This is a genomic window from Dactylosporangium sp. NPDC005572, from assembly GCF_040605515.1.
In the GTDB taxonomy this organism is placed as follows: domain Bacteria; phylum Actinomycetota; class Actinomycetes; order Mycobacteriales; family Micromonosporaceae; genus Dactylosporangium.
In genome coordinates this window covers 1-15,087 of record NZ_JBEXCY010000257.1, presented here as the reverse complement: position 1 = coordinate 15,087, position 15,087 = coordinate 1, and the positions used below count along the sequence as shown (strand labels likewise).

The following is a 15,087-nucleotide window of genomic DNA, read 5'->3' as shown; positions in this document are numbered from 1 at the left end:
TTCCACTCGACGGGATGCAGGCGGTAGCAGCCGTTCGTGATGTGGGTGGTGCCGAGGTTCTTGCTGGCCGGCAGGAGGTTCTCCATCCGGCGTGGGATCAGCGCGCCCAGCGGGATCTGGAACGGGCTGGACGCGACGTCGATGTACGTGTCGCCGCCGGTCGACGGGTGCAGGTCGATGCGGTACATGCCGATGCCGACCGAGTCGTGGTAGGCGACGCTGCCCTTGTCGCCGCGCACGGCGTGGGACAGGTCCTGCTCGACGATCGTGTACTCGGCCTTGATCCTTCTCGACTCGCGGATGTAGGGCGCCTGGGCGAGGCCGTCCGCGCTGCCGGTGACGTCGCCGCGCAGGCGCAGCCCCTTGAAGCCCATGTCGGTCTGCAGCCAGTAGAGGACGGACCTGGACAGCTCTTTCGCGTTGTCGAGGTGGTGCTGAGCATCAGGCACGTCGATGACGGGGGATTCGAAGTAGTCGATCATCGGCCAGTTCACGAGCGTGATGTCGCTGGCGTAGGCGCCCTCCCGGAACAGCTTCCGCGCGGCGATGCGCCGGAACGTCCACAGGTTGCCGTCGCCCGGGTCGCGGCGCTGGTCGGCGCGGACCCGCAGCGGGTCGTCGTCGGGGTTCGGGGTGAAGCCGCGCTCGCCGATCACCAGGGTGCGCGGGCTGGGGGAGCGGAAGCTCAGCAGCGGCCCGCCCCAGAACGGCGGGGTGTACGCGCGCCAGAAGTCGTAGCTCGCCGGCTTGTCGATGGTGTGGTCGCCGTCGACGTGGTCGATCGCGAAGCACACCGAGACGGCCTGCATGTTCATCGGCTGCGCGGTCTGCGGGGCGCTCGGCTCGCCGGTCTCCTCCTGGGCCTCGAACCCGGTGACGTACTCGGTTCCGGTCAGGGGCAGGAGCTCACCGGTCTCGGTGGCGTCGATGACGTACCGCGCGGTGATCGTGACCTCGTGACCGTTGCCGGCGACGGTGACGGCCGTGACGCGGTCGCCGTCCGTGTCGGCGCTGACCGGCCGGTAGGGCTGGAGGATGTGGAGGCGGCCGCCGCTCTGGTACGGCAGGAGCATGGCCTCGATGACCGCCTTCGCCACCGCCGGCTCGTGGCAGAGGCGGCTCACCCCGCCGGCACCCGGGTTGAGGTGGGTCCAGCGGCGGGCGGCGTCGGTCAGCGGGTAGTGGCGCCGGTAGTACGCGCGGATCCCCTCGCGCAGCGCGCGGTAGCTCGCCGTCACGCCGAACTGCTCCACCCAGGAGTGCTCGTCCGGTGGCACGGCCTGGCTGGTGAGCTGGCCGCCGAGCCAGTCGAACTCCTCGGTGAGCACGACCGACCGGCCGGCCCGCAGCGCCGCCAGGGCCGCCGCGACGCCGCCGAGCCCGCCGCCCACGACGAGGACGTCCGCCGACATCTCCTTCACATGCACTCCTTGATCAATGGTGTACTGCACTCAGGGTCACGCCTTCGACCAGCTCGCACGGCAGGAGGCGCCGCACCGGCGCACTCGCCGGGTCGCCGACGAGCGCGGCGAGCTCGTCGGCCGCCTGCCAGCCCATCTCGCGCCGCGGCGTGCGGAACCGGGTCAGGTCCTTCGGTGCCGGTGTCGTGCTCCGGCGGGTGGGCTCGCCGAGCGCGACGACGGAGACCTCCGGCTTGCCGTGGTGCTCCAGCGCCCTGATCGCCTCGCCCGCGTCGGCCGGCTCCTCCAGCAGGATCGCGGTGAAGTCGCCGCGGACGGCCTGGTCGAGCCGCGGGTGGTGCACGCCGACCGCGCCGGTGCTCAGGCACGCCTCGGCGAACCCCTCGAGCCGGTCGGCGTGCGACTCGGCCGGCCCGCCGGTCCCGACGTAGGCGAGCCTGCGGTGCCCCAGGGCGACGGCCTTGCGCACGAGGGCGCCGACGGCGGTCGCGTAGTCGGCGCCGACGTACGGCACGCTGTCGCCGTCGCGTCGCCCGACCGACACGAACGGATGCCCTTCGGCGACGAGCCGTTCGAGCTCGATCCGGTCGATCGACCGGCCGAGGAGGATGCAGCCGTCGGCGAGCCGCATCCGGTTGTCCCCCTCGAAGAGCCGCCGCCGCCCGTCCACGACGGGCGTGCTGGTGAACAGCAGCAGGTCGCAGCCGAGCTCCTCGGCGCGCTCCTCGATGCCGATGAGGAAGGGGTGGTAGAAGTCGGCGGCCGCGCTGGGGAAGACCGGCTCGTACGTGAAGACGCCGAGGATCCGGTTGCTCCGATCGGCAAGCCGCCGCCCGACGACGTCGGCCACGTAGCCGGTGGCCCGGATGGCGTCGAGCACCCGCTGCCGAGTCTCGGGCGCGATGCGCACCCCGCTGTCGGCCCGGTCGTTCAGCACGAGCGAGACGGTGGCCTGGCTGACCCCGGTCATCCGCGCGATGTCCCGCTGTGTGATCCGCCGCCCGACCATTGCCGCCCTCACCTCCGTTGACTAATGCGTATCAGCACCCGTTGGCGGCAAATCCTGCGCGCCGGGCCACGTCCAGGTCAATGCGGTGCGAGCTTTTCGTTACCGTCTTGCGCCGTGCACTAATACGGATTAGCGTGCTGGAAGCGCGCCGCCCCCGCCGCGTCGGTGCACCCTGCCCCCACCCCGCCGGCCCCCAGTTCGGTAGGAAGCCCCGCTGCCCGGGCCCTCGACGGCATTCACTCCGCCGGCTTCGGCGTGCCTCGCCCCCGGGCTCGCTGACCGTGGAATGTTGCTGTCGTCGGGGCAGCAAAGAGTTTCCAAGGTCAACTGCAACCCGACCGGCTCCGACGGCGATGACCGGCGCGGGTGGCGCGGCCGCAGCACCCAGGGCAGACGCGGGCTGCCCTGGGGCACGAGCGGCGCGGGTGGGCGGAGCGGGCGCGGGCAGCGTGGGTGGGTGCGGTGCGGGTGGGTGCGGCCAGCCCCGGAGCGCTAGCACCTTGGGCGGGTGCGGGCGGGTGCGGGTCGGCGGGTGGGGTCAGAGCCAGCCGTTGGACTGGGCGACGCCCACGGCTTCGATGCGGTTGCGCGTGCCCGTCTTCGTGATGGCGGCCGAGAGGTAGTTGCGGACCGTGCTCTCGGAGAGGTGCAGCCGCGCGGCGATGTCGGCCACCGTCGAGCCGCCGGCCGCCTCGCGCAGCACGTCGCGCTCGCGGTCGGTGAGCGGATCCGGGCCGGCGGCCAGCGCGGCCGCGGCCAGGGCGGGGTCGACCACCCGTTCGCCGGCCAGCACCCGGCGGATGGCGGCCGCCAGCTCCTCGACCGGGCCGTCCTTGACCAGGAACCCGCTTGCCCCGGCCTCCATCGCCCGCCGCAGGTACCCGGGCCGCCCGAACGTCGTCAGGATGAGCACCCGGCACCCCGGCAGCCGCCGCCGCAGCTCGGCCGCCGCGGTCAGCCCGTCACCCCCGGGCATCTCGATGTCGAGCAGCGCCACGTCGGGCCGCTCCCGCACCGCCGTGGGCACGACCGCGTCCCCGGTGGCCACCTGCGCGACCACTTCGAGGTCGGGCTCCAGCCCCAGCAGGAGCGCGAGCGCCCCGCGCATCATGCCCTGGTCCTCGGCCAGCAGAATCCGGATCGTCACAGCCGCCCGCCTACAACCACGGGCCCAAGATACGCGACCCCCGCCGCGCCACCGCCGGACCGCCGACCCGACGCCACCCCCAACGGACGCGACGAGCAGCACGCCGCCGCGACGGACGCAGGGGTTGGGCGCGAAGCGGTGCGGCAGAGGAAGGGCGGCCGCGCGACGGAGCCGTGGAGCGGTGGCGCGATTGTGGCGCGGACAGGGGTGGGTGCGCAGCGATGTGGAGAAGGGCGGGCGTGGGACGGAGCCATACAGCGGTGGCGCGCACGAGGGGTGGACGCGGATCGGTGCGAGAGAGCGGTGAGTGCGAGACGGAGCTGTGGAGCGGCGCCGCGGACGAGGGATGGCGTGGATCGGTGCGGTGGCGCGGTGGGTGCGGGCCGGCACCGTGGAGCGGTCGTGCGGACGTGGCGTAGGCGGGAGGTGGGCGTGGGCGGCGGCGTGGGCGGGCGGGCGCAGGTAGCGGGCGGCCGGGTCATGCGGGCGCGGGCAGGGGGACGTGGGCCTGCAGCGTGAAGCCGCCGCCCGGGCGTGGGCCCGTCTCCAGGGTGCCGCCCACGGCGCGTAAGCGCTCCGTCAGGCCCCGTAAGCCGTTGCCCGGCAGGGTCTGGGTCGTCGCCGTGAAGCGGCCGTCGTCGGCCACCGACAGCGTGGCGGCGGCGTTGTCCGTGGTCAGGGTGATCGTGCAGGTCCTGGCCTCGCTGTGGCGGACCACGTTGGTCACGGCCTCGCGCAGGACCCAGGCCAGCAGGTGGTCGGCCGGGTCGGGCAGCGGGGCGGCCGCGCGCTGGACCTCCGCCGTGATGCCCGCCGAGGACAGGGCGCCGCGGGCGCGGGTCAGCTCGGCCGTCAGGCCGCTCTCCCGGTAGCCGGTCACCGCCTCGCGGATCTCGACCAGCGCGCGGCGGCCCACGTCCTCGATGTCGGCGGCCTGGGCGGCGGCCGCGGCCGGGTCGCGCTCGGCCAGGCGGCGGACCACCTCGGCCTTGACCACGATGACCGACAGCGTGTGGCCGAGCAGGTCGTGCAGGTCGCGGGAGAACCGCAGCCGCTCCTCGGCGACCGCGGCCACGGCGAGCGCCTCGCGGGTGCGCCGCAGCTCGCCGACCGTGCGGTTGAGCTGGCGGACCACGGCGACGAGGGCCGAGGACAGCACCGTGGCGACCAGCGTGCTGGCGAGCTCGGCGACCGGGACGCCGTGGGCCAGGCCGATCACGGCGGTCGCGGCGAGCGCGGCGAGGAACAGGCCCAGGGCGGCGACCGGCTTCGCGGTGCCGCCGTAGACGGCGATGCCGCAGACCGACACGAACAGCAGCACCACCAGCCAGTGCGAGCCGTGGACGGCGGCGATCGTCAGGCCCAGCGCCGCCACGATCGCGTGGAGCGTGCGCTTGGTGCGGGTGACCTCCTCGCCCTCGAAGCCGAGCGCCGTCGTGTAGACGTAGAGCGCCCAGAAGAGGGCGAGGGCCGTGCCGCTGACCGGCTCGCGCACCGTGCTCAGGGTGTCGAGCAGCGGGAACGTCCACACGGCGACCCAGATCATCCCCGCGATCGAGGGGCACCACCGGCGCTGGCTCACGTCGTCCACCCTGTCACAGCACCGCGACGCTGCGGGTGGAGCGCTGGTAGCCGAACACGGCGAGCGCCGTGAACGGCACCAGCCACGCGACGAGGGTCAGCACGTCGGTCACTGTGGGCGCGCCGCCGAACGCCACCCGCCAGGCCATGTCGGCGTAGGCGTGCGTCGGCAGCCACCGGCCCACGGCGGCGAGCCACCCGGGCAGGACGTCGAGCGGGAGCCAGAGCCCGCCGGCGATCGACAGCCCGAGGTACACCAGGAGATTGAGCGGCTGCACCGTCTGCGCCGTCGCCAGGCAGCCCAGCCCGATGCCCAGCAGCGCGAACGGGAGCGAGCCCACCCACAGCAGGGGCACGATCGCCAGCCACTGGCCGGGGCGCAGCGACACGCCGTTGACGGCGACCGCCGCCCCGCACAGCGCGAGCACCGGCACCAGCGCGGTGGCCAGGGCCGTGACGCCCTTGCCGAGCACCACCTTGACCGGCGGCAGCGGGGTCAGCCGCAGCTGGCGCAGCCAGCCGATCGAGCGGTCGAGCACCAGGCCCGACGCGTAGTTGAGCACCGCGCCGATCGCCCCGTAGGCGGCCATGGACACCATCGCGTAGGTGGCGGCGGTGGCCTGGTCCTGGCCGGTGACGGTGGTGAGGTTGGTGAAGAGCAGGTAGCTCAGCAGCGGCATGAGGACGGCGAAGATGAGCAGCCCCGGCATGCGGACCAGCCGGCGCAGCTCCAGGCGGACGTAGGGCAGCATTCAGGCCTCCCGGGCGGTCAGGGCGAGGAACGCCGACTCGAGGTCGGCCCCGCCGACCTCCAGGTCGCGCAGCAGCCCGGCGGCGGCGAGCGCGAGCACCGTCCCGTCGGCGTCGGTGGTGGTGAGCACGGCGCGGTCGCTGCGGCGGTGGACGGCGACGACGCCCGGCAGGACCGAGTAGTCGACCGCGGCCAGGGCGACGCTCACCGTGCGCACGTCGACGCGCCGCTTCACCTCGGCGGCCGTGCCGTCGGCGATGACCCGGCCCCGGTCGAGCACGACGATGCGGTCGGCGTTGGCGTCGGCCTCCTCCAGGTAGTGCGTGGAGAACAGGACCGTGCGCCCGTAGCTGCGCATCGCGGCCCAGAAGGAGCGCCGCGCGGCCACGTCGAGCGCCGCCGTCGGCTCGTCGAGCACGAGCAGGTCGGGCCGGCCGATGACCGCCATCGCGAAGCGCAGCCGCTGGCCCTGCCCGCCGGAGAGCCGCTCGGCCGGCCGCCGGGCCAGGCCGGTGAGGTCGGCCAGCTCGAGCGCCTCGGCGACCGGCATCGGCTTCGGATAGACGTCGTGCAGGAAGCGCAGCAGGTCGCCGACGGTGGCGTGCGGCAGCAGCCCGCCGACCTGCGGCATCGCCCCGACCTGCCCGGCCGCGACGGCCGCCGCGGGCGGGCGGCCGAACAGCCGCACGCTGCCGGTGCGCGGCGGCAGCAGGCCGAGCAGCATCAGCAGCGTCGTCGACTTCCCGGCCCCGTTGGGCCCGAGCACGGCGACGACCTCCCCGGCGGCGATCCGCAGCGACACGTCCTCCACGGCCCGCACTGTGCCGTAGGCGTATGACAGATTTTCGAGCGCAACCGCGTCCATGACCAAACCGTACGAACGCGCACACGAAGCGTGCAGAGTTGGACGTCTCACGACCGCGGTGACAAATGTCCTGCCGATCTTGAGGTAAGTACCATCCCCCCATGGCCCCGACCCCACAGCCCGGCATCTTCGCGGCGGCCCTCGCCGAGCACGTCTACCTGGAGCTCGACCTCAGACCAGGAGTCAATATCGACGACCTCGGACGAGCCCTCAACGCGGTGGGCGAGCCGATGCCGGCCACAGGAGCGGTCAACGTGGTGGCCGGGATCCGGCCCTCACTGTGGGGCAACGGCGCCGAGGACTTCACCGAGCCGGTCGTGGGCCCCGACGGCTTCACGATGCCCGCCACCCAGCACGACGCCTGGCTGTGGCTGGCCGGCGCCGACCGCACCGCCCTGTTCGACTACACGCGGGCCGCGTTCGCCGTCCTCGACCCGGTGGCGACGGTCGCCACCGAGGTCACCGGCTGGATGTACCACCACGACCGCGACCTGACGGGATTCATCGACGGCACCGAGAACCCGCCCAGGAGCCTGGCCCCGGGCGTCGCCACGCGCGACGGCACGGGCATCGTCCTGGTCCAGCAGTGGCGGCACGACACCGGCGCCTTCGAGGCCCTGACCCGGCAGCAGCAGGAGCAGGTCATCGGCCGCACCAAGGCCGACAGCGTCGAGCTCGACGAGGACCACCAGCCGCCGACGTCGCACGTCTCCCGCACGGTCATCGAGCAGGACGGGGAGGAGCTGAAGATCTTCCGGCGGAACACGGCGTACGGCACCGTGCGCGACCACGGCACGATGTTCGTGGGCTTCTGCGCGAGCCAGTACCCGCTCGCCGAGATGCTGCGCCGCATGGCCGGGGTCGGCGACGGGGTGCGCGACGCGCTGACCCGCTACACGACCCCGCTCACGGGCGCCTACTACGTGATCCCGCCGGTGGAGGCGCTAGCCGCGCTCGGCTAGGGGGCGCCCGTCCCAGCGCCAGTCCGCACGGGCCGGATGGCCGGGCAGCTCGGCGCGGCCGGTCGCCCACAGCAGCACCTGCCACGGGTCGTCGCCCGACGGTACCCCGGGAAACAGCCGGTCCAGCACCGCCTGGCACAGGTCGGCCGGCGGCTTCCACGCTCGGCCCACGGTGTCGGCCACGTCCCACGCGTGCACGAGCACCTCGACGACGCCCATCGCGGCGAAGCCCTCGGGGTCGCTGATCCCGTACGGGTGGTAGCCGCGGCGGTCCGCCGGCGCGGAGTCGACGACGCCGGCCAGCATCGTGCCGCACGCCTCCAGCACCCGCATCAGGCCGAGCGTGCCGCCCGTGGCCTCGACGAAGATCGTGCTGGCGGGGCCGTCGTCGCGCATCGTGCGCCACACGATCGGCAGGTAGGTCTCGCGGGGCGGGTCGGCCAGCGCCACCTGACCGGCGTAGGCGAACAGGTCGTCCGCCATGTGCTCGATCGTCTCCCAGCACGACCAGGTCAGCGTGCCCGCCGGACGGCCCCAGCCGTCGTCCGGCACGTCGCCGAAGGCTTCCCGGACCAGCGCCACCGACCGCAGGACGTCCCCGCCACTCATCGTCACGACGCCGAACCTAGCAGGTACAGGCGGCGCACCACGGCCTCGATGTCGGGTTCCTCGATCGTGAGGTCGTGGACCTGGGCCCGCTCGGCCACCGCGGCCAGCACCGCCGCGACGGTCGAGGAGCCCGGGGCGAACGCCAGCCGCTGGCGCAGCCCGCCGGCCTCGGCGCCGATGAACCGGGTGCCGGGCACCCCGGTCAGGTCGGGGGCGGGCTCGGCCAGGTCGAGCACCACGATCCGCTCGGCGCCGACGTGGCCGGCGAGCTGCGCGAGCGTGCCGTCGAACGCGAGCCGTCCGTGGTCGACGACCAGGATGCGGCCGGTGAGCCGGTGCACGTCGCCCATGTCGTGGGTGGCCAGCAGCAGGCTGGTGCCGTGCAGCTCGCGCTGCTCGGTGAGGAACACCCGCAGGCGCTCCTTGCTCAGCACGTCGAGCCCGATCGTCGGCTCGTCGAGGATGAGCAGTTCCGGGGAGTGCAGCAGGGCCGCCGCGACCTCGCCGCGGATGCGCTGGCCCAGCGAGAGCTGCCGGACCGGGGTACCGAGGAACTCCCCGAGATCGAGGCGGTCGGCCAGCTCGTCCAGGCGGCGCCCGGCGGCCGCCCGGTCGAGCCGGTGGATTGCGGCCAGGGCCCGGTAGGAGTCGCGCAGCGGCAGGTCCCACCACAGCTGGCTGCGCTGCCCGAAGACGACGCCGATGCGGCGGGCCAGCTGCCGGCGGTGGCGCAGCGGCTCGAGCCCGCACGTGCGGGCCCGGCCCGCGGTCGGCTTGAGGATGCCGGTCAGCATTTTGATGGTGGTCGACTTCCCGGCGCCGTTCGCGCCGATGTAGCCGACCGCCGCGCCCGCCGGGATCGCGAACGTGAGCCCGTCGACGGCCTTGACCGCCTTGAACCGCCGCTCCAGCGCCTCGACCTCGATGATCATGATCCCGTCCCCGTGTAGTGCCGCAGCCCGGTCCGCCAGCCCAGCAGCGCGACCGCCCACGCCCCGGCCGCGGCGACCGGCGTACACCAGCCGGTCCACGACGGGAACGGCCCGGGCAGGCCGAGGAGGGTCAGCACCGGCAGGTAGGCGGTGAACGCCGCCGGCACCACGAACGTGAACAGGACCCGCAGCGGCGCGGTGTAGATGCTCGTGGGGAACTGCGCCGCGTAGCTGCCGCCGTAGACGAACGACGAGGTGAACTCGGCCCCGTCGACCATCCAGAACTGCACCGCCGCCGCGCTGACGAAGATGGCGGCGAAGATGGCGGCGCCGCTCACGATCGTCAGCGCGACGAGCCCGGCATTGGCGACGCTCCATCCGGGCGCGGTCCGGGCGAGGGCCACGCCCGCGATCACGGATCCGGCGGCGGTACGGCCGAGCCGGCGCAGCGACAGGTCGTCGGTGATCAGCTGGGCGAGGACCGGCAGCGGGCGCAGCAGGAAGGCGTCGAGCGTCCCGGCCCGCAGGTAGTTCGGCAGCGTGTCGAGGTGCCCGACGACGAGGTCGGCGAGGCTGAACGCGATGTGCCCGAGGGCGAACACCAGCAGCGCCGCGTCGAAGTCGAGCCCGCCGAGCACCGGCACGTTGGCGAAGATGACGTACAGCTCGGCGAACCCGGTCGCGGTCGCCCCGAGGCTGGCCGCGACCTCGATCGCGAACGAGCCGCGGTACGCCGTCTGGGACCGCATCCGCAGCGCGACGAGCGTGAGATAAGGGCTAGCCACCCTGTACCACCAGGCGGCGCGCGCCGAACCGGAAGATCAGCGAGCCGGCGGCGAGCAGCCCGGCCAGCCAGGCGGCCTGCACCCCGAGGCCCGCCACCGCCGCGCCGCCGGTGATCCGCCCGCTCAGGATGTCGATCGGCGCCTGGAGCATCGAGGGGAACGGCGTGGCGTCGGCGAGCGTGGCCAGCCACGGCGGGAACCAGTGCACGGGCACCGCCAGGCCGGTGAGGACGGCGGTCAGCACGAGGTACAGCGTGGTCGGCCCGCGCAGGTCGAGCAGCCAGAACGCGCTGAGGCTCAGCAGCCAGCGGCAGCCGAACGACACGCCGACGGCGAGCACGGCGCTCACCAGGCCCAGCAGGTACGGCAGCGGCGTCGCGGGCAGGGACAGGCCGGTCACGAACGCGCCGACGGCGAGCGGCGGCAGGCCGCGCGGCAGGAACAGGAAGGCGGCGCGGCCGAGGTCGGCGGCGAGGTACGCGAGCATCGGGTCGACCGGCCGGGCCAGGTCGACGGCGATGTCGCCGGTGCGGATGCGCTGGGCGAGGTCGGTCCAGGCGCCGAGGTGCACCGGGCCGATGAGCGCCTGCCCGAGCCACACGTAGGTGGCCACGCTGCGCGCGTCGTAGCCGGCGAGCGTCCCGCCCGCCACGCCGACGGTGGCCAGCACGACGGCGGCCCGGATCAGGCCGAACACGGTGTTGGTGAACGCGCCGGCGAACGCCGCCGTGCGGTAGGCCGACCAGCGCCGGAAGCCCAGCCCGACGAGCGTCCCCCACACCGGCACGACGCGTGACGCTACCCCAGAGCCGCCCGGGCTCGAAACGCATTTCGATACGACGACGGGGAGGTGCGCATGACGCCCGCGAAGTGGTGGCGGAACGTCACCGGCGTCTCGAATCCCACGGCGGTCGCGATCCGCTCGACCGGCTCGTCGCTGGTCTCCAGCAGCGCCAGGCTGGCCTGCACGCGCTGGCGGATCAGCCAGCGGATCGGCGAGGTGCCGGTGGCCCGGGCGAAGTGCCGCAGGTAGGTGCGCGGCGACATGTGCGCCCGCGCGGCGAGCCCCTCGACCGTCATCGGCTCGGCCAGGTGCTCCAGGGCCCAGGCGATGCTGGCGGCGATCCGGTCGTCCTCGGCCGCCGGCGGCATGGGGCTCTCGATGTACTGCGCCTGCCCGCCGTCGCGGTGCGGCTGGACGACGAGCCGCCGCGCCACGGCGTTGGCGATCGCGGCGCCGTGGTCGGAGCGGACCACGTGCAGGCACAGGTCCAGCCCGGCGGCGCTGCCCGCGCTCGTCCAGACCGGCCCGTCGGCGATGTACAGCACGTCGGGGTCGAGGTCGACGGCCGGGAACCGGCGCCGGAACACCTCGGCGTAGCGCCAGTGCGTGGTGGCCCGCCGCCCGTCGAGCAGCCCGGCGGCGGCGAGCGCGAACGCGCCGGAGCAGATCGACAGGATGCGCGCGCCGCGCGCATGGGCGTGCCGCAGCGCGTCGAGCACCGCCGCGGGCGGGTCGCCGTGCACGCCCGCGACGCCGGGCACGATGACGGTGTCGGCGGCCGCGAACGCGTCCAGCCCGTGCGGCGTGTGCAGCTGCGCACCTCCGATGACCGGCACCGGATCCGCCGACGGCGCGCACACCACGAGGTCGTACCACGGCACGGAGAACTCCGGTCGGGGCAGCCCGAACACCTCGGTCACGATGCCCGTCTCGAACACCGACATCCCCGGGTACGCCAGCACCGACACACGCAACATGGCGGGATATTAGCGTACGGCGTCGTTACCGCCACTGTCCCGGCCGCCCTCAGAAAAACGACCATGGACGCCATGACCGACGCGATCGCCCACTTCACCGCCCGCCTGACCTTCGAGACCGACGTCAGCGACGTCCACGCCCTGCTGGAGGCCGGCACCCCCGGCTTCGTCCTGGTCGACTCCCGCGGCCCGCAGGCCTGGGCCCAAGGCCACGTCCCCGGCGCCGTGCACCTGCCGACCGCCGAGATCGCCGGCCGCGCCCCGGCCGAGATCCCCCGCGACGCCGACGTCGTGACGTACTGCTGGGGCCCCGGCTGCAACGGCGCCACGAGGGCCGCGCTGGAGTTCGCCAGGCTCGGCTACCGGGTCCGCGAGATGCTCGGCGGCTACGAGTACTGGGTCCGCGAGGGCCTGACGTTCGAGACGCCGGCGGGCCGCGACCACCGCCCGGCCGACGACCTCACGGCCCCCCGCTGGGCCGTCTCATGCGACTGTTAGCAGCGTCTTGCCGACCGCGGTGCGGGCCTCGATCGCGCGGTGCGCGGCGGCGGCCCGCTCCAGCGGGAACGTCTGCCCGACGAGCGGCCGCAGCCGGCCGGCGGCCACGGCTGCGAGCGCCCGCACGAGGTAGGCGCGGAACGCCTCCGGGTCCAGCTGCACGGCCTCGATGCCGGTCGCGGTGACCCCGCGCCCCCGGGCCACCCCCGGGTCGGCGACCGCGAACGCGCCGGCCGGGGTGCCGTGCGCGGAGAACCGGCCGCCGTCGGCGACGAGGTCGAACGCGGCCCGGCCGTAGTCGCCGCCGGCGCCGTCGAGCACCACGTCGAGCCCGCCGGTCGCCTCCCACACCCGGTCCGTCCAGCCCGGCGCGGTGTAGTCGGCCAGCACGTGCGCGCCGAGCCCGCGCAGCCGGTCGAGCTTGGCCGGCCCGCCGGCCGCGGCGACCACAGTCGCACCCAGGCCGCGGGCCAGCTGGACGAGCAGCGCCCCCATCCCGCCCGCGGCGGCCGTCACCAGCACCCGGTCGCCGGCGGTGAGCTTCACCACGTCGGCGAGGGCGAGCGCGGTCACGCCGTCGTGCAGCACCGCCGCCGCGTCGCGCAGCCCGACCCCGTCCGGGACCGGGACCAGGCTGGTCCACGGCACCGCCGCCCGCTCCACGTAGCCGCCGGTGTGCCCGGTCCGCACGACGACCCGCCGGTCGATCCACTGTGGATCGACGCCGCTGCCGACCGTGCGGACCGTCCCCGCGAAGCCGGCCCCGGGCACGTACGGCGGCTCGACCGGGAAGAAGGCCCCGGCGAGCCCCGCCCGGATCCGGGTCTCCACCCACAGGGTGTCGGCCGCCGCCACATCCACCACCACCGCCCCCGGCACCGGCCGCGGGTCCGGCACCTCCACCGGCACCAGCACCTCCGGCCCGCCGAACCGGGCCACCTCGATCGCACGCATGCACCCAGCGTCGGACCTGAAGTGCACTTGAGGTCAAGGAAGGGTGATCTCGGACCCCGCCGGGCATCATCCGGTGCGGGGCGGGCAGCACGCCGGTCGTGGGCGACATGCGAACGACGAGCGACGTGACGCTGCACGTCAACGGGCGGCGGCAGGAGCTGCGCACGGACAACCGGGCCACGCTGCTCGACGTGCTGCGTGAGGAGCTCGGGCTGCCCGGCACCAAGAAGGGCTGCGACCACGGGCAGTGCGGGGCGTGCACCGTGCTGCTCGACGGGCGGCGGGTGAACAGCTGCCTCATCCTCGCGGTCAGCGTCGACGCGGCCGCCGTCACCACCGTCGAGGGACTCAACGCCGGCGACGGGCTGCACCCGGTGCAGGAGGCGTTCGCCGAGCACGACGCGCTGCAGTGCGGCTACTGCACGCCGGGCCAGGTGTGCTCGGCCGTCGGCCTGCTCGACGAGCTCGAGCAGGGCTGGCCGAGCGTCCTCACCGGCACCGGCGACGTGAGCGCCGAGGACGAGATCCGCGAGCGGATGAGCGGCAACATCTGCCGCTGCGGTGCCTACGTGAACATCGTCGCCGCCGTCGCCGAGGCGGTCGGTCGATGAAGCCGTTCGTCTACGAGCGCGCCGCCGAGCCGGCCGCCGCGGTGGCCACCATGGCCCGCCCGGGCCGCGTCTACCTGGCCGGCGGCACCAACCTCGTCGACCTCATGAAGCTCGGGGTGAGCGCGCCCGAGGTCGTGGTGGACGTCGGCGACCTGCCGTACCGCGACGTCGAGACGCTGCCGAACGGCGCCGTGCGGGCCGGCGCGCTGGTCTCCAACAGCGACCTGGCCGCCCACCCGGCCGTGCGCGAGCGCTACCCCGCGGTGTCGCTCGCCCTGCTCTCCGGCGCGTCCGGGCAGCTGCGCAACCGCGCCACGCTCGGCGGCAACCTCCTGCAGCGCACGCGCTGCCGGTACTTCCAGGACGTCACCAAGGCGTGCAACAAGCGCGAGCCCGGCGCCGGCTGCGCCGCGATCGAGGGCGAGCACCGCGACCTGGCGATCCTCGGCGCCTCCCGGCAGTGCGTCGCCACCAACCCCTCCGACCTGGCCGTGGCACTGTCCATCATGGACGCCCAGGTGGAGTTCCTCGGCCCGCACGGGCCCGACCGGATCAGCGTCCACGACCTCTACCGGCGGCCGGGCGACCGGCCCGACCGCGACACCAACCTTCCCCGCGGTGCCCTGGTGACGGGTGTGGTACTGCCACCGCTGCCGATGGCGGCCGGCTCCACCTACCGCAAGGTCCGCGACCGCGCGTCGTTCGCGTTCGCCGCCGGCTCGGTCGCGGCCGCCCTCGACGTGCGCGACGGCACGGTCCGGGACGTGCGCATCGCCTGGGGCGGGGTGGCCCACCTGCCGTGGCGGGCCTGGGCCGCGGAGCGCGCGATGCGCGGCGCGCCGGCCACCGTGGACACGTTCGAGCGCGGCGCCGACGAGGAGCTGCTCGCCGCGCGGCCGCTGCCGGACAACGGCTGGAAGGTCCCGCTACTGCGCAACCTGACGGTGGCGGTCCTGCGGAGCATGACGGAGGCGAGCTGGTGAGCATCGCGCGGATCCGCCCGGGGGAGGTGCGCAGCATCGGCGTCGCCCAGCCGCGGCTGGAGGCCCGGGACAAGGTGACCGGCCACGCGCCGTACGCCGTCGACCACCCGGTGCCGGGCGCCGTCTACGCCTGGCCGGTGCTGTCGACGGTCGCCGCCGGCTGGGTGTCCACGGTGGACACCCAGCCCGCGCGCGCGCTCGGCGGGGGGCGCGCCGTG

At 74.4% G+C, this 15,087-nt stretch carries 17 protein-coding genes; 5 read left to right on the top strand and 12 right to left on the bottom strand.

Annotated features, from left to right (window positions below; translation table 11 throughout):
* The 6 genes from ABZS66_RS54555 to ABZS66_RS54530 form a co-directional block, all read right to left on the bottom strand.
* The coding region (locus ABZS66_RS54555; RefSeq protein ID WP_354771669.1) for an FAD-dependent oxidoreductase at positions 1–1,412 on the bottom strand (1,412 nt) is incomplete at its 3' end.
* A 22-nt stretch (positions 1,413–1,434) separates the two neighbouring features.
* A complete protein-coding gene (locus ABZS66_RS54550) occupies positions 1,435–2,442 on the bottom strand; it encodes a LacI family DNA-binding transcriptional regulator (RefSeq protein WP_354771667.1) in 1,008 nt (335 codons plus the stop codon).
* 526 nt (positions 2,443–2,968) lie between these two features.
* A complete protein-coding gene (locus tag ABZS66_RS54545) occupies positions 2,969–3,577 on the bottom strand; it encodes a response regulator transcription factor (RefSeq protein WP_354771665.1) in 609 nt (202 codons plus the stop codon).
* A gap of 478 nt (positions 3,578–4,055) precedes the next feature.
* Positions 4,056–5,159, bottom strand: coding sequence for a sensor histidine kinase (locus tag ABZS66_RS54540; RefSeq protein ID WP_354771663.1), 1,104 nt, complete (start codon positions 5,157–5,159; stop codon positions 4,056–4,058).
* A 13-nt stretch (positions 5,160–5,172) separates the two neighbouring features.
* Positions 5,173–5,910 carry an ABC transporter permease gene (locus tag ABZS66_RS54535; RefSeq protein ID WP_354771661.1) on the bottom strand — a complete coding sequence of 246 codons (738 nt, stop codon included), beginning with the start codon at positions 5,908–5,910 and terminating at the stop codon, positions 5,173–5,175.
* Positions 5,911–6,774 carry an ABC transporter ATP-binding protein gene (locus ABZS66_RS54530; RefSeq protein ID WP_354771659.1) on the bottom strand — a complete coding sequence of 288 codons (864 nt, stop codon included), beginning with the start codon at positions 6,772–6,774 and terminating at the stop codon, positions 5,911–5,913.
* Positions 6,775–6,875: 101 nt separating this feature from the next.
* Between ABZS66_RS54530 and ABZS66_RS54525 the strand changes: the two genes are divergently transcribed.
* A complete protein-coding gene (locus ABZS66_RS54525) occupies positions 6,876–7,736 on the top strand; it encodes a Dyp-type peroxidase (RefSeq protein WP_354771657.1) in 861 nt (286 codons plus the stop codon).
* Here the strand turns inward: ABZS66_RS54525 and ABZS66_RS54520 are convergent.
* The 5 genes from ABZS66_RS54520 to ABZS66_RS54500 are packed head-to-tail and all read right to left on the bottom strand — an operon-like array spanning position 7,719 to position 11,823.
* Positions 7,719–8,351, bottom strand: coding sequence for a hypothetical protein (locus ABZS66_RS54520; protein ID WP_354771655.1), 633 nt, complete (start codon positions 8,349–8,351; stop codon positions 7,719–7,721). The two genes, ABZS66_RS54525 and ABZS66_RS54520, sit on opposite strands and share 18 nt — an antisense overlap.
* Positions 8,348–9,277, bottom strand: a complete 930-nt coding sequence (locus tag ABZS66_RS54515) for an ATP-binding cassette domain-containing protein (protein ID WP_354771653.1) — start codon at positions 9,275–9,277, stop codon at positions 8,348–8,350. Before ABZS66_RS54515 ends, ABZS66_RS54520 begins: the two co-directional genes overlap by 4 nt.
* The gene (locus tag ABZS66_RS54510) at positions 9,274–10,062 is read right to left on the bottom strand and encodes an ABC-2 family transporter protein (RefSeq protein ID WP_354771651.1); all 789 of its coding nucleotides are present in this window, start codon (positions 10,060–10,062) and stop codon (positions 9,274–9,276) included. Before ABZS66_RS54510 ends, ABZS66_RS54515 begins: the two co-directional genes overlap by 4 nt.
* A complete protein-coding gene (locus ABZS66_RS54505) occupies positions 10,055–10,849 on the bottom strand; it encodes an ABC-2 family transporter protein (protein WP_354771649.1) in 795 nt (264 codons plus the stop codon). The genes ABZS66_RS54510 and ABZS66_RS54505 overlap by 8 nt, the downstream gene beginning before the upstream one ends.
* Before the next feature lie 11 nt (positions 10,850–10,860).
* Positions 10,861–11,823, bottom strand: a complete 963-nt coding sequence (locus tag ABZS66_RS54500) for a helix-turn-helix domain-containing protein (RefSeq protein WP_354771647.1) — start codon at positions 11,821–11,823, stop codon at positions 10,861–10,863.
* Between the two features lie 72 nt (positions 11,824–11,895).
* Here ABZS66_RS54500 and ABZS66_RS54495 point away from each other — a divergent pair, with 72 nt between their 5' ends.
* The gene (locus ABZS66_RS54495; RefSeq protein ID WP_354771645.1) at positions 11,896–12,321 is read left to right on the top strand and encodes a rhodanese-like domain-containing protein; all 426 of its coding nucleotides are present in this window, start codon (positions 11,896–11,898) and stop codon (positions 12,319–12,321) included.
* Here the strand turns inward: ABZS66_RS54495 and ABZS66_RS54490 are convergent.
* Positions 12,307–13,275, bottom strand: coding sequence for a zinc-binding dehydrogenase (locus tag ABZS66_RS54490; RefSeq protein WP_354771643.1), 969 nt, complete (start codon positions 13,273–13,275; stop codon positions 12,307–12,309). The two genes, ABZS66_RS54495 and ABZS66_RS54490, sit on opposite strands and share 15 nt — an antisense overlap.
* A gap of 107 nt (positions 13,276–13,382) precedes the next feature.
* Between ABZS66_RS54490 and ABZS66_RS54485 the strand changes: the two genes are divergently transcribed.
* The 3 genes from ABZS66_RS54485 to ABZS66_RS54475 all read left to right on the top strand — a co-directional run.
* The gene (locus ABZS66_RS54485) at positions 13,383–13,886 is read left to right on the top strand and encodes a 2Fe-2S iron-sulfur cluster-binding protein (protein ID WP_354771641.1); all 504 of its coding nucleotides are present in this window, start codon (positions 13,383–13,385) and stop codon (positions 13,884–13,886) included.
* Complete coding sequence (locus tag ABZS66_RS54480; protein ID WP_354771639.1) at positions 13,883–14,869, top strand: xanthine dehydrogenase family protein subunit M; 987 nt, start codon at positions 13,883–13,885, stop codon at positions 14,867–14,869. The genes ABZS66_RS54485 and ABZS66_RS54480 overlap by 4 nt, the downstream gene beginning before the upstream one ends.
* A partial coding sequence (locus tag ABZS66_RS54475) for a hypothetical protein (RefSeq protein ID WP_354771637.1) occupies positions 14,866–15,087 on the top strand: 222 nt, incomplete at its 3' end. The genes ABZS66_RS54480 and ABZS66_RS54475, both read left to right, overlap by 4 nt.

Excerpts from the sequence above, each read along its gene's own strand:
- ABZS66_RS54535 (WP_354771661.1), bottom strand. The coding sequence starts at position 5,910 with ATGCTGCCCTACGTCCGCCTGGAGCTGCGCCGGCTGGTCCGCATGCCG.
- ABZS66_RS54530 (WP_354771659.1), bottom strand. The coding sequence starts at position 6,774 with ATGGACGCGGTTGCGCTCGAAAATCTGTCATACGCCTACGGCACAGTG.
- ABZS66_RS54525 (WP_354771657.1), top strand. The coding sequence starts at position 6,876 with ATGGCCCCGACCCCACAGCCCGGCATCTTCGCGGCGGCCCTCGCCGAG.
- ABZS66_RS54515 (WP_354771653.1), bottom strand. The coding sequence starts at position 9,277 with ATGATCATCGAGGTCGAGGCGCTGGAGCGGCGGTTCAAGGCGGTCAAG.
- ABZS66_RS54500 (WP_354771647.1), bottom strand. The coding sequence starts at position 11,823 with ATGTTGCGTGTGTCGGTGCTGGCGTACCCGGGGATGTCGGTGTTCGAG.
- ABZS66_RS54495 (WP_354771645.1), top strand. The coding sequence starts at position 11,896 with ATGACCGACGCGATCGCCCACTTCACCGCCCGCCTGACCTTCGAGACC.
- ABZS66_RS54490 (WP_354771643.1), bottom strand. The coding sequence starts at position 13,275 with ATGCGTGCGATCGAGGTGGCCCGGTTCGGCGGGCCGGAGGTGCTGGTG.
- ABZS66_RS54485 (WP_354771641.1), top strand. The coding sequence starts at position 13,383 with ATGCGAACGACGAGCGACGTGACGCTGCACGTCAACGGGCGGCGGCAG.
- ABZS66_RS54480 (WP_354771639.1), top strand. The coding sequence starts at position 13,883 with ATGAAGCCGTTCGTCTACGAGCGCGCCGCCGAGCCGGCCGCCGCGGTG.